We start from the raw sequence: 13,306 nt of genomic DNA on the forward strand, positions 1-13,306 counted from the left end.
CAGCCCAGCGGGAGCAAGCTCCCTCGCCACAGGGGCCCGCCGACACAGCGAAATATTCCAGTCAAACCACCGGAAAATGAATCCGGAACGCCGCCCCGCCCAGCTCTGAATCCCCCAAAGTCAACTTGGCGCCGTAGCTGTCGATGATGTCCTTGACCACCGCCAGGCCAATGCCCTGCCCCGGATGCTGGCGATCCAGCCGCTCACCACGCTGGAGAATCCGCGCCCGTTGATCCGGTGGCACGCCCGGCCCGTCGTCCTCGACACTCAACTCCATGCCACCGAGGGTCTGGTGCACGCTCACGCGTACCTCGCCCAGGCATAGCCGATAGGCGTTCTCCAACAGGTTGCCGAGCATCTCCAGCAAGGCGCCCTGTTCGATTGGCACCTGACACTGCTCAGGCAGATCGAAACTGACATTGACCCGTTTGTCGCGATAGACCTTGTCCAAGGTATCGCACAGGCTTTGCAGCACCGGGCGCAAGCGCACCTGATGGCGCACCAGCCCGCTTTTGCGCAGGCTGGCGCGCTGCAACTGATAGCCGATCTGCTGGCTCATGCGCTCGATCTGGCTCTGCAACACCCAGGCCTGCCCACGATCCTCGGGACGCCGGGCCATGTCTTCGCTGACACCCTGCAATACCGCCAGCGGGGTTTTCAGGCTGTGGGCCAGGTCATCGAGAGAGTCGCGGTAACGGCTGCGCTGCTCCCGTTCGCTGTAGAGCAGGCGGTTGAGGGAACCGGTCAGGCGCAACAGCTCCCGAGGGTGCTCGGTACTGAGGCTTTCCCGGGCTCCGCTTTCGATCTCGTCCAGCTCCTGACTCAGCCGTCGTAGCGCCCGCAGGCCCCAGGTCAAGCCGATCCACAGCAGCGCCAGCAGCACCACCAAGGCAGCGCCGAAGCCCAGGTAGAGATTGTCCCGCAAGCCTTGCAGGGTCACCTCGTAATCGCGCACCGGTTGCAGGGTGACGATGCTGAACGCCGCGTTCTGGCCGCCGAGCAGCTTGATCTCGACGTCATAGACAAAAAACTCCTGGCCGTCGTTCTCGCGAATGCGCGCGAACTGATTGCCCTGGCCGTCATAACGCGGCGTGTAATTGATGTTTTCTTCCTGGGTGGCCTTGGAGCGCCACACCAGCCGCCCCTCGCGATCATAGATGTAGCCCAGCAGGCGGGCGTCAGCGAGGTTGAAGCGCTCATCGGGCAGTTGCGTCGGCATCTTCAAGCGGTTGTTTTCCACCCGGGCGGCGGAAATCAGCGTGGTCACGTCCGAGGCCAGGCGTTGCTCGATGGACTCCTGCAACGCCAGGCTGAACGCGCCTTGCATGGCCGGCAACAGTGCCAGCATGAACAGCACTGCCAAGGTCATGGCAGCCAGCATCAACCGCAGCCGAAGCGAACGAATCACTGGCAGCGCTCGTTGAACAGGTAGCCCAGGCCGCGCACGGTGTCGATGGGTTTGAAGCCGGCGGGGGCTTCCAGCTTGCGGCGCAGGCGCCCGACCAGCACTTCGATGACATTGGGATCGCGCTCATCGTCATCGGGATAAAGCTGTTCCATCAAGCGATCCTTGGCGACCACCTGCTGGTGATGACGCATCAGGTATTCAAGGATTCGGTATTCGTAGGCGGTCAGCGCCAGCGGCTCGTCGCCCAGGGACGCCTGCTTGCGATTGAGGTCGAGCAACAGCGGGCCAGCCACGATGGTCGACTGGGTGAAGCCGCTGGAGCGACGCAGCAGGGCATTCAGGCGGGCCTCCAGCTCTTCGAACTGGAACGGCTTGACCACGTAGTCATCGGCGCCGGCGGCCAGGCCTTCGACCTTGTCCTGCCAGTTGCCGCGGGCGGTCAGGATCAGGATCGGAAACGTCTTGTCCTGGGAGCGCAGCCGGCGGATCAGCTCCAGCCCGCTGATGCCCGGCAGGCCCAGGTCGATCACCGCCAGGTCATGGTTGAATTCGCGGACCTGGTACAAGGCCTCTTCGGCATTGGCCACGGCCTGCACCACATGGCCGCTGTCGCTAAGACGGGTTTGCAGGTGATGACGCAACAGCGCTTCGTCTTCGACGACCAGTAATTTCATGGAGCCTCTCCACAGGCAAAATCAAACAATCCAGCACCACGCACCTCAACGAAAGGCGCCGGATCGTCTTCGACCGATCCGGCTGGATACGCTCACCATCGACCGCTTAGAACGTGTAGTTGGCGGACAGGTACGTCTGGGCGCTGCTGGTCAGGTCCAGCGAGCCGACCTTGTCGCCACCGTGCGGGCTCATCTCGGTGCTGGCGTTGCTGCGCAGGTAACGGTAACCCAGTTCAACCGAGGTGTTTTGCGAAATTTGTTGCAGGACGCCCCCTTGCAGGCCCACCGCGTAGCCGATGTCGCTGTCGCGGCTGTAGCCGGGAGAGTCCTGGGTCAGCTTGGTCAGGCCCGCCGTGCCGCCGCCGAACAGTTTGGTGCTGCTGGTGACCGGATAGAACACATCGTAGCTGCCCAGCAGGTTTTCCTGGCGCAACTTGATGCCGTTGTGGGTGCCCGAGACGTTGTCGTAGGTGGCGTAGTAGCGGCCCTGGTCGTTTTGCTTGCCCAGTCGCAGGCCATACGTGGTGTCCTTGCCGATGACGCCGTCGGCGTTGGGGTTGTTCAGGGCGCTGTCCAAGGCGTTGGATTTCTTGACTTTGTCGCTGGTCTGGCCAAGGGTCAGGCTGGCGAAGTTGTCATCGGCGTGGGCCATGGCAGTGGCACCCAGCACGGTGAAAGCCAACAGCAGTTTTTTCATAGCAGTCATGATCAAGTTCCTTTGCAACGTGGGTGGTGTGTGAAGTCGCTGTCACGTTAACCAGCGGTCCCTGAACACCCCTTGAACGTTCTCTGAACCTGCGCTGAATGAATCGGCTAATCTGAGCGAACCATTTTTTAAGGAGATCCATCATGCGCAGGCTGCTTGCAGTTGTACTTCTGGCCTTTAGCGGTGCGAGCCTCGCCGCCATCCAGACCCAGGAAATCCCCTACACCAGCGCCGACGGCACCAAGCTGATCGGTTATTACGCCTATGACGACGCCGTCAAAGGCCCGCGCCCAGGTGTGGTAGTGGTGCATGAATGGTGGGGGCTCAACGACTACGCCAAGCGCCGCGCCCGTGACCTCGCGGGCCTGGGCTACAGCGCCCTGGCCATCGACATGTACGGCGACGGCAAGAACACCGAGCATCCCAAGGACGCCATGGCCTTCATGCAAGCGGCGCTCAAGGACAGCAAGGCGGCCAGCGCCCGTTTCCAGGCCGGATTGGACCTGCTGAAGAAACAGCCCCAGACCGATCCGGACAAACTCGCCGCCATCGGCTACTGCTTCGGAGGCAAGGTAGTACTCGATGCAGCGCGCCAAGGCGTGCCGCTGGCCGGCGTAGTGAGCTTCCACGGTGCGCTGGTGACCAACACCCCGGCAACGCCGGGCAGCGTCAAGGCCAAGGTGCTGGTCGAGCATGGAGCCCTGGACAGCATGGTCACCCAGGACAACGTCACTGCGTTCAAGAGCGAGATGGACAAGGCCGGTGCCGACTATAAATTCGTCAGCCTCGAAGGCGCCAAGCACGGCTTCAGCAACCCCGACGCCGACCGGTTGAGCCACGGCGAACATGGCGGACCGGACATCGGCTACAACAAAGAAGCCGATGAGAAGTCGTGGGCGGATATGCAGAAATTCTTCAAGAAAATCTTCTGACACATCTCCCTGTGGCGAGGGGATTGTGGGAGCAAAGCTTGCTCGCGACCCAGGCGACTCGATTTCTGGAAGACCACATCGCCTTCATCGCGGGCAAGCCTTGCTCCCACGGCAAGCTCCCTCGCCACAAAAGCCAGCCATGCCCCACATAAACACCACGCCACTACCCAGCCTCCCGGCAACCCGGCAAAATGCCCGGCATGAAGACACTCCCCCCCCTGCCCGCCTGTTGCTCGCCCCTGGATGAACACTGGCTATTGCCCGACGCCCTGCCCGATACGGTGCTGCTGAGCACCCGCTTCGACCCGTTGTTGCTGGTGGGCGCCGACTTCCCTAACAGTGCCATCGAGCCACCGGCAAGCATCCAGCGCTCGGTAGCCAAGCGCCAGGCAGAATTCCTGGCCGGGCGGATCTGCGCCCGGGCGGCTTTGCAGAGGCTCGACGGTCAAACCTGCGTGCCGGCCATCGGCGAAGACCGTGCCCCGGTGTGGCCAGCTCACGTCAGTGGTTCGATCACCCACAGCACTGGCCGTGCAGCGGCAATCGTCGCGAGAAAAGAACACTGGCAGGGGCTGGGCATGGACGTGGAGAACCTGCTCGACCCCGAGCGCGCCGAACGCCTGGCCGGTGAAATCCTCACATCGCCAGAGTTGCAGCGTATGGCCCAGCTCACGCGCGATGACCGGGCCTTGCTGGTGACCCTGACCTTTTCAGTGAAGGAAAGCCTGTTCAAGGCGCTGTATCCCATCGTCAGGCAGCGCTTTTATTTCGAGCATGCCGAAGTGCTGGACTGGACACACGATGGGCAGGTGCGGCTGCGCTTGCTGACGGACCTGTCGGCCGAGTGGCGTCATGGCAGTGAGCTGCAGGCGCAGTTTGGGGTGAAGGATGGGCAGCTGCTGAGTCTGGTAGGGATCAAGGCCTGAGGCTTGTGGTGTTTGGGAGGGCCTCATCGCGAGCAGGCTCGCTCCCACATTGGCATGCGTACACCTGTGGGAGCGAGCTTGCTCGCGATGGGGTCGCCACATCTCTCAAGACCTGTCCTGATGCCTCGGCCAACTCAAGCTGAAACAGGCCCCGCCCAGGCTCTTGCTCTTGCCGATCAGCGCCCGACCATCGTGCCAGTGGATGATTCGCCGCACGATCGACAGCCCCAGCCCATGGCCGCCCGAAGCCCGGGCGCGGCTGTCGTCCAGGCGCAGGAAGGGTTTGAAGATCCGTTCCCAGGCCGCTTCCGGCACGCCGGGCCCGTCGTCTTCCACGTCCACCCGACAGCGCAACTGGCCCACCTGGTAACTGACGGTGACCCGGGAATTGGCGTGGCGCATGGCATTGCCCACCAGGTTCTGCAGGGCGCGATGCAGGAAGCGCGGTTCGGCCTCGACCCAGGCGCCGTCGCAATCGGCGGCCGACAGGCATAGACCGCGCTCGACCGTGATTCCGGCCCGCAACGGCCCCAGCTCATCGATCACTTGATTGACCAGCGCGTCCAGATCCACCCGTTGGAAATTCAAGGCCGGTGAGCCTTGTTCCAGGCGCGCGTAGGTGAGCATTTCGTCCACCAGCCGATCCAGGTCCTCGATGTCGTGGTCCATGCCCGCCAGGTACTTGTCCCGGGCCTGGGGCGTGGTGGCGCTGCCGAGCATTTCCAGGCCGAAGCGCAGGCGCGCCACCGGTGTGCGCAATTCGTGGGACACCGCGCGCACCAGCTCCCGCTGAATCGCCAACAGTTGCTGCAAGTGCTCGGCCATGCCGTTGAAGGCCGCGGCCAGTCGCCCGACCGAATCGGCACCGCGGGCCGGCACCCGGGTTTCCAGGCTGCCCTGGGCGATCTGGGTGGCGGCTGACTCCAGGCCACGCAAGCGCCGCTCCAGTTGACGCACCAACAGGTAGACGATCAACCCGATCAGGCTCAACCCCAGCGCCGCGATCAGCACCAGCCATTGCGGCGGATAAGGGTTCATCTGGTACAGCGGACCGATCTCCAGCACCCATGGCGTGCCGACCATGCCGGCGAATACCCGGATGGAGTCGCCGCCCTTGCCCAGGGCCATCACCGTATCGCCCTCGGACACCCGACGGCGCTGGTCTTCGTCCATGTCCGCCTGTACGACGGTCATCAGTCGCAAGTCGAAACCGAAGCCTTTTTCCTCCTTGAGTTGCGCGAGCCGTTCGGGCTGCTCACCCACCGGGTAGCGCACCAATTCGTCGGCCAGCAGGTAAATAGTCGCACGGGCCAGTTGTTCGCTTATCTGCTGGACCTCCCCCACCAGCATCAGTTGCTCGCCATCGCTGACCAGCCGATAGACCTTCGCCGCATGCGGCCCGGTCTGTTCCACCAAGGCCTGGCCGCGCAATACGCGAGTGCGCTGCCCGAGATCGAGGTCGGTCTGGGCGAAGGTCTGCAACGCCAGGGGGATGCCCAGCAGGCGCTCCCACACCGCCAAGGCTCGCCGCCGTTCGGTGTCGTTCATCGGCCGCAGGTTGTCAGCCATCAGCGAAAACGTGCCGTGGGCCAGGCGCTCGCGGTATTGCTCACTACGGGTCTGGTTGAGCAAGTGCAGGGCCAGTACGCCGAGCACCGCCACCAGCACCAGTGCCGCGCACATGCCGCCATAAATGCGCAGGAAGATCGAATTCACGGCGCCAGGTCTACGCAAGCTTCAGGAACGAACAGGTAGCCTTTGCTGCGGATGGTCTTGATCAGCCGTGGATGGTCCGGGTCGTCGCCGATCTTGGGGCGGATGCGCGAAATGCGCACATCGATGGAACGGTCCTGGCCGTCATACCCGATGCCGCGCAGGGCAGTGAAGATTTCTTCCCGGGACAGGATGCGCCCGGCATTGGACACCAACAGCCACAGCAGGTCGAATTCAGCGCTGGTCAGCTCGATACCGTTGCCCTGCAACCAGGCCTCGCGCAGGGCATCGTCGACCACCAGTGGGCCGAACTGCAGGCGTCGCTGCTTTTGCGCGGCGCTCGGCTCCGGCTCACTGCGCCGTAGCAAGGCCTGGATGCGCGCCAACAGCAAGCGCGGGCGCACCGGCTTGCAGACGTAATCATCGGCGCCCAGGTCCAGGCCCTGGATCTGATCGGTGTCGTCGCTACGAGCTGTGAGCATCAGGATCGGCCCATCATACTGCTCGCGCACCTTGCGACAGATGCTCAGGCCGTCTTCGCCGGGCAGCATCAGGTCGAGGACCACCAGGTCCGGCTGCTCGGCGATGATCCGCGCGGCCGCCACCGCGCCATCACCTTCGATGGCGACACGCAGTCCGTTGCTTTCGAGGTATTCCCGGGTCAGCTCGGCCAGACGCTGGTCATCCTCGACGATCAATATCTGCCAGGCTTCTTGTTCCACTGGGGGCCCCTCTTGCTGCGAATATAAAAGGAAGGATCAGCATCGCCCCTTGTGGCGAGGGGATTTATCCCCGCTGGGTCGCGAAGCGGCCCCCTGCGTTCTGTCTGACCCGCACGGTCGCCAATTCTGGGCCGCTTCGCCGCCCAACGGGGATAAATCCCCTCGCCACAAGGGACCGCTTCGGATACAGCTCCTCCCGTCTTTTTGTCATGTTAAAGGAGGATAAACACCCTCATGCACGGGCCGATTGTATAAACGTCACCTGCACAGAAAACAAGCGGACAAATGTGTTTCGATCGGGTGGGTTTTATGTGGTAACGTCCGCGCCCGCAAAAACCACCGGGCTGTTTTCTGATCGTCGAAACCGATGAAAAAAGGTCCACTCCAGCTAGGTCGCGGCCTACAGAGCAGTTCCAGGTTTCTCACACAAATTACGCACAGGCTTATCCACAGGTAGTACGTTGCATACCCCCCGAAAACGCATTATCTTGTAGCCCGCCGCGTAAAAAACCCTACATGTAGGGTTTCAGGCCAAAAACCAAACACAAGTCGGACAGAGAATTCAAGCGCTTTTCTTGCTTCTGTCCAGCTGAAACACCGTATTTCCCCAAGCCCAGACCGCCCCTGCGGATGGCAGCTGTTTCAAGGTCGAAAACGACCGAAACGGTACGGGTGTTGCAGTCAATTGCTGCCACCCCGACAACCCGGTTTCGAGCCCTGCTCGCAACCTGAGAACTTCGGATGGAAGCGGCATTAAACGCCTGCTTCCTACTGTCCCGAAGTTGTTATGCCCGGCGCCAGTCGGTTGTAGTGCTTCAGGACGGAACGGTGGGCACCGTGATGGTGCCCAAACAAACATAAAGAACGTGGAGACACCCATGCACACCGACACAACTCGCGAGAACCCGCAGGGCACCGCGCCGCTGGCCGCCGATTCGAGCCCGGATCTGTCCGCCACCGCGCCGGGCCAATTGCGTGTGATCAAGCGTAACGGCACTGTCGTTCCTTACACCGATGACAAGATCACCGTCGCCATCACCAAAGCGTTTCTCGCAGTTGAAGGCGGCACCGCTGCCGCTTCGTCGCGAATCCACGATACCGTGGCCCGCCTGACCGAACAGGTCACCGCGACCTTCAAGCGTCGCATGCCTTCGGGCGGCACCATCCACATCGAAGAAATCCAGGACCAGGTCGAACTGGCCCTGATGCGTGCCGGCGAGCAGAAAGTGGCCCGCGACTACGTGATCTACCGTGACTCCCGCGCCAAGGAACGTGCTACCCGCTCCCCAGCCGACGCACCGGTCCAGGCTCACCCGTCCATCCGTATCGCCCGCGCCGACGGCAGCCTGGCGCCGCTGGACATGGGCCGCCTGAACACCATCGTCACCGAGGCCTGCGAAGGCCTGGAAGAAGTCGATGGCGACCTGATCCAGCGCGAAACCCTGAAAAACCTCTATGACGGCGTCGCCCTCAAGGACGTCAACACCGCTCTGGTGATGACCGCCCGGACCCTGGTGGAACGCGAGCCGAACTACTCCTTCGTGACCGCTCGCCTGCTGATGGACACCCTGCGTGCCGAAGGCCTGAGCTTCCTGGAAGTCGCCGAAAGCGCGACCCACCACGAAATGGTCGACCTGTACGCCAAGGCGTTGCCGGCCTACGTCGCCAAGGGCATCGAGTTCGAATTGCTGAACCCGGTGCTGGCCGAATTCGACCTGGAAAAGCTCGGCAAGGCCATCAACCACGAACGCGACCAGCAGTTCACCTACCTGGGCCTGCAAACCCTGTACGACCGCTACTTCATCCACAAGGATGGCGTGCGTTTCGAACTGCCGCAGATCTTCTTCATGCGCGTGGCCATGGGCCTGGCGATCGAAGAAAAACAGCGTGAAGACCGCGCCATCGAGTTCTACAACCTGTTGTCGTCCTTCGACTACATGGCCTCGACTCCAACCCTGTTCAACGCCGGCACCCTGCGTCCACAGTTGTCGAGCTGCTACCTGACCACCGTTCCGGATGACCTGTCGGGCATCTACGGCGCCATCCACGACAACGCCATGCTGTCGAAATTCGCTGGCGGCCTGGGCAACGACTGGACCCCGGTTCGCGCATTGGGCTCGTACATCAAGGGCACCAACGGCAAATCCCAGGGCGTCGTGCCGTTCCTCAAAGTGGTCAACGACACCGCAGTCGCGGTCAACCAGGGCGGCAAGCGCAAGGGCGCGGTCTGTGCCTACCTGGAAACCTGGCACATGGACATCGAAGAGTTCATCGAGCTGCGCAAGAACACCGGTGATGACCGTCGTCGTACCCACGACATGAACACCGCCAACTGGATCCCTGACCTGTTCATGAAGCGTGTCTTCGACGACGGCAAGTGGACCCTGTTCTCGCCATCCGAAGTGCCGGACCTGCACGACCTGACCGGCAAGGCTTTCGAAGAGCGCTACGAGTACTACGAAGCCCTGACCGAGTACAACAAGATCAAGCTGTTCAAAGTCGTCCAGGCCAAAGACCTGTGGCGCAAGATGCTGTCGATGCTGTTCGAGACCGGCCACCCATGGCTGACCTTCAAGGACCCGTGCAACCTGCGCAGCCCGCAACAGCACGTGGGCGTGGTCCACAGCTCGAACCTGTGCACCGAGATCACCCTGAACACCAACAAGGATGAGATCGCGGTCTGCAACCTGGGCTCGATCAACCTGCCGAACCACATCGTCGACGGCAAGCTGGACACCGCCAAGCTGCAACGCACCGTGAACACCGCCGTGCGCATGCTCGACAACGTGATCGACATCAACTACTACTCGGTGCCGCAAGCGAAGAACTCCAACTTCAAGCACCGTCCGGTCGGCCTGGGCATCATGGGCTTCCAGGACGCGCTGTACCTGCAGCACATCCCGTACGGTTCGGACGCTGCCGTCGAGTTCGCCGACAAGTCCATGGAAGCGGTCAGCTACTACGCGATCCAGGCTTCCTGCGACCTGGCCGACGAGCGCGGCGCCTACGAGACGTTCCAGGGTTCGCTGTGGTCCAAGGGCATCCTGCCGCTGGACTCGCAACAGATCCTGATCGCCCAACGTGGCCAGAAGTACATCGATGTGGACCTGAACGAATCCCTGGACTGGGCACCGGTTCGCGCCCGTGTGCAGAAAGGCATCCGTAACTCCAACATCATGGCCATCGCTCCGACCGCGACCATCGCCAACATCACCGGTGTGTCGCAGTCGATCGAACCGACCTACCAGAACCTGTATGTGAAATCGAACCTGTCGGGCGAATTCACCGTGATCAACCCGTACCTGGTTCGCGACCTCAAGGCTCGCGGCCTGTGGGACTCGGTGATGATCAACGACCTGAAGTACTACGACGGTTCGGTGCAACAGATCGAGCGCATCCCGCAAGAGCTCAAAGCGCTCTACGCCACCGCGTTCGAAGTGGACACCAAGTGGATCGTCGACGCCGCCAGCCGTCGCCAGAAGTGGATCGACCAGGCTCAGTCGCTGAACCTGTACATCGCCGGCGCTTCGGGCAAGAAGCTGGACGTGACCTACCGCATGGCCTGGTACCGTGGCCTGAAAACCACCTACTACCTCCGTGCCCTGGCCGCCACCAGCACCGAGAAGTCGACCATCAACACCGGCAAGCTGAACGCTGTTTCCAGCGGCGGCAACCACGGTGACGATTCTGTCCTGGCGGCTCCAGCGGGACCAGCGCCAGTGCCAAAGGCCTGCGCGATCGACGAGCCGGATTGCGAAGCTTGCCAATAAGCTGAGCGAGCGGGCGTGTAAAAGCGCCCGCTGAAGAAGCCCCCGATAGACCGCTGGTTTATCGGGGGTTTTCTTTTGCCTGGAGGAAATCAGCGCCTGACCCGGCGCTCATCGCGAGCAGGCTCGCTCCCACAAAGGTCAGGCGATACACATCACTACTGTGGGAGCGGGCTTGCTCGCGAAGGCGTTGGCACATTCAACATTGCCGCAAGCAGACCCACCGCTTTCGCGAGCAAACCCGCTCCCACATTGGAATGCGCCCACCTGTTGTGAGCCTGCTCGCGATGAGGCCGGTACAAGCGCAAAAAAAATCGCCGCACACAAAAAAGCCCCTCTTGCGAGGGGCTCCTTGTGCAGCTTCAAGCAACCGTCGACATCAAGCCATCTGAATGATGGTCTGCATGATGGTGCTCTGGGTGGAGATGGTCTTGGCGTTCGCCTGGTAGTTGCTCTGGGCCTTGATCAACTCGACCAGTTCGTTGGTCAGGTTGACGTTGGACTCTTCCAGGGAGTTGGAGACGATCGAACCCAGGGTGCCGGTTTGCGGAGCATCGTAGCCCGGGATGCCCGAGGCGAAGGTTTCTTTCCAACTGGTGCCGCCTACCGGCTGCAAACCTTGCTCGTTGGTGAAGCTGGCAAGCGCGAGCTGGCCGATCGGCTTCGTCTGGTTGTTGCTGAAGTTGGCCAGCAATACACCACTGCCGTCGATGGTCAGGTTGGTGATCTGGCCAGTGGCGTAACCGTTCTGGGTCGGAATCGAGCGCGCGGTATCGGCGTTGTACTGGCTGGTGTTGCCCATGGAAATCGTGATAGTGGGTGCACTCGCGGCGCCGTTGGCGGCCCATACGCCGTTGGTCACGGTGCCAGGTACCCAGCCAGTCAACACCAGGTCGCTGTTGATGGTCGGCGTAGTGGCAGGCGGCACTGGCGGCGTGCTGACCTGAGTCAGCTTGCCGCTCGAATCAAAGCTCATGGTCGAAGGAATGGGAGCGTTCGCACCGGTCGTGGTCGGCGCGGTGCCGTTCAGGTTACGACCATCGATCAAGGTATAGACGTTCCAGGTGTTGCCGGCAGTCTTGACCATGTACTGGTCCATGGAGTGCTGGTTGCCCTGGGTGTCATAGACCGGAGTAGTGAACTGCTTGGTGAACGTGGCCGTATCGGCCGGATTGAACGCCGCGGTGATCGCCGTCGCCGTCGAGTTCAGGTTGATCGTCGAGGAAACCAGGCTGGTGGCCGTCGGCGGCAGGTTGGAGGTGTCGATGCGCAGGTCGGTCAGGATGCCGTTCTGGATCTTGCCGTTGGCATCCACGCCATAGCCCTGCAGGCGCGCAGTACCATCGCTATTGGTAATGTAGCCTTCCTTGTCGGTCTTGAAAGTACCGGCACGGGTGTAGCTCAGGGAGCCATCGTTGCTCAGGACAAAGAAGCCCTGGCCCTGGATACCCATGTCCAGCACGTTGCCGGTGTTGTTCACGTCACCCTGGCCGAACTGCTGGGAGACGTTGGCCAGGCGCACGCCGTTGCCGACGGTCTTGCTGCCCGAGCCCAGCTTGGTGGCCGAATAGACATCTTCGAATTCCGCGCGGGACGATTTGAAACCGGTGGTCGCCACGTTGGCGATGTTGTTACCGGTCACGTCCAGCTGTTTGTTGGCTGCATAGAGACCGCTAAGGCCGATGTTGAAAGACATTTTCCACTCCTTTTGCCGGGTTAGTCGGCTCTACATACCAATAGTTTGGACTTTGGACAGGGCAATGCTGCCCAGCCCGGCCAGGTTGAGCATCAGCTCACCGCCCGTCTGGCTGATCGTCACGCTGCTGACCGTGGCCGGCAGGTTGGTGATCAGCGACGTGGCCTTGCCGTCGATGGTGGTCGAGGCCGCGAAGGTGTAGGTGCCCGATTCGACCGTCGTGCCCGCGTCGTTCTTGCCATCCCAGATGAAGGCGGAGTTGCCGGCCTTCTGGCTACCCAGGTCAATGGTGCGAACGGTCTTGCCGTCCTTGTCCACGATCTTGACGGCAACGGAGGACACCGATGTCGGGACTACTACAGTGCCGTTGAGGCTCTTGGAGGTATCGACCACGGCCTTGTCGCCGGGGGCGATGACCGAGCGTCCGACCAGGGACGAAGCCTGCAAGGCCTGGGACGAGTTGTAGTTGCCGGCGATGCCGCTCACGGTCTCGTTGAGGGTGGTGATGCCCTCCAGGCTGCTGAACTGTGCCAGTTGGGCAACGAACTCGCCGTTATCCTGTGGCTCCAGCGGGTTCTGGTTTTTCAGCTGGGTAACCAGCAACTGCAAGAACGCATCCTTGCCCAGCTCCTGGTTGCCGCTCGCTGCCTTTGTCGCACTCCCCAGGCCATCGGTGGTGGTGCTGGTCTTGACCGAGGAGTTGGCCAGAATCTCGTTGAGGCTCAAACCACTTGTTGTACTGGTAACGCTCATGTGACTCGC

General features: G+C 61.8%; 10 protein-coding genes. 3 read left to right on the forward strand and 7 right to left on the reverse strand.

The genetic code is table 11. The annotated features are described in order from the left end of the window. Positions 1-61: 61 nt before the first annotated feature. The 3 genes from PBDP_RS22425 to PBDP_RS22435 all read right to left on the reverse strand — a co-directional run bounded on the left by PBDP_RS22425 (position 62) and on the right by PBDP_RS22435 (position 2,788). Positions 62-1,408 (reverse strand): ATP-binding protein, encoded by a 1,347-nt coding sequence (locus PBDP_RS22425; RefSeq protein WP_109753945.1) that lies wholly within the window; start codon positions 1,406-1,408, stop codon positions 62-64. After that, the gene (locus tag PBDP_RS22430) at positions 1,405-2,082 is read right to left on the reverse strand and encodes a response regulator (RefSeq protein ID WP_109753944.1); all 678 of its coding nucleotides are present in this window, start codon (positions 2,080-2,082) and stop codon (positions 1,405-1,407) included. The genes PBDP_RS22425 and PBDP_RS22430 overlap by 4 nt, the downstream gene beginning before the upstream one ends. Before the next feature lie 106 nt (positions 2,083-2,188). Continuing rightward, entirely contained in the window at positions 2,189-2,788 is a 600-nt protein-coding gene (locus PBDP_RS22435; protein ID WP_109753943.1) for a hypothetical protein, read from the reverse strand. Positions 2,789-2,931: 143 nt separating this feature from the next. Here PBDP_RS22435 and PBDP_RS22440 point away from each other — a divergent pair, with 143 nt between their 5' ends. Then, entirely contained in the window at positions 2,932-3,720 is a 789-nt protein-coding gene (locus PBDP_RS22440; RefSeq protein ID WP_116833259.1) for a dienelactone hydrolase family protein, read from the forward strand. Between the two features lie 200 nt (positions 3,721-3,920). Then, on the forward strand, positions 3,921-4,646 hold the full coding sequence (locus PBDP_RS22445) for a 4'-phosphopantetheinyl transferase family protein (RefSeq protein WP_212801344.1): 726 nt from the start codon (positions 3,921-3,923) through the stop codon (positions 4,644-4,646). Between the two features lie 105 nt (positions 4,647-4,751). Here the strand turns inward: PBDP_RS22445 and PBDP_RS22450 are convergent, their stop codons facing one another. After that, a complete protein-coding gene (locus PBDP_RS22450; RefSeq protein WP_109753940.1) occupies positions 4,752-6,362 on the reverse strand; it encodes an ATP-binding protein in 1,611 nt (536 codons plus the stop codon). Then, positions 6,359-7,081 carry a response regulator gene (locus PBDP_RS22455; protein WP_109753939.1) on the reverse strand — a complete coding sequence of 241 codons (723 nt, stop codon included), beginning with the start codon at positions 7,079-7,081 and terminating at the stop codon, positions 6,359-6,361. Before PBDP_RS22455 ends, PBDP_RS22450 begins: the two co-directional genes overlap by 4 nt. Before the next feature lie 878 nt (positions 7,082-7,959). On the opposite strand from PBDP_RS22455, the gene PBDP_RS22460 reads away from it, so the two are divergent. Next, positions 7,960-10,851, forward strand: a complete 2,892-nt coding sequence (locus PBDP_RS22460) for a ribonucleoside-diphosphate reductase subunit alpha (protein WP_109753938.1) — start codon at positions 7,960-7,962, stop codon at positions 10,849-10,851. Positions 10,852-11,227: 376 nt separating this feature from the next. On the opposite strand, the gene flgE is transcribed toward PBDP_RS22460, so the two are convergent. Both flgE and flgD read right to left on the reverse strand, forming a co-directional pair. Continuing rightward, on the reverse strand, positions 11,228-12,544 hold the full coding sequence (flgE, locus tag PBDP_RS22465) for a flagellar hook protein FlgE (RefSeq protein ID WP_109753937.1): 1,317 nt from the start codon (positions 12,542-12,544) through the stop codon (positions 11,228-11,230). A gap of 30 nt (positions 12,545-12,574) precedes the next feature. Then, on the reverse strand, positions 12,575-13,297 hold the full coding sequence (flgD, locus tag PBDP_RS22470; protein WP_212801345.1) for a flagellar hook assembly protein FlgD: 723 nt from the start codon (positions 13,295-13,297) through the stop codon (positions 12,575-12,577). Between the last annotated feature and the right edge of the window lie 9 nt (positions 13,298-13,306).

This window comes from Pseudomonas sp. St290, from assembly GCF_018325805.1.
GTDB lineage: Bacteria > Pseudomonadota > Gammaproteobacteria > Pseudomonadales > Pseudomonadaceae > Aquipseudomonas > Aquipseudomonas bijieensis.

Excerpts from the sequence above, each read along its gene's own strand:
- PBDP_RS22430 (WP_109753944.1), bottom strand. The coding sequence starts at position 2,082 with ATGAAATTACTGGTCGTCGAAGACGAAGCGCTGTTGCGTCATCACCTG.
- PBDP_RS22435 (WP_109753943.1), bottom strand. The coding sequence starts at position 2,788 with ATGACTGCTATGAAAAAACTGCTGTTGGCTTTCACCGTGCTGGGTGCC.
- PBDP_RS22440 (WP_116833259.1), top strand. The coding sequence starts at position 2,932 with ATGCGCAGGCTGCTTGCAGTTGTACTTCTGGCCTTTAGCGGTGCGAGC.
- PBDP_RS22445 (WP_212801344.1), top strand. The coding sequence starts at position 3,921 with ATGAAGACACTCCCCCCCCTGCCCGCCTGTTGCTCGCCCCTGGATGAA.
- PBDP_RS22460 (WP_109753938.1), top strand. The coding sequence starts at position 7,960 with ATGCACACCGACACAACTCGCGAGAACCCGCAGGGCACCGCGCCGCTG.
- flgE (WP_109753937.1), bottom strand. The coding sequence starts at position 12,544 with ATGTCTTTCAACATCGGCCTTAGCGGTCTCTATGCAGCCAACAAACAG.
- flgD (WP_212801345.1), bottom strand. The coding sequence starts at position 13,297 with ATGAGCGTTACCAGTACAACAAGTGGTTTGAGCCTCAACGAGATTCTG.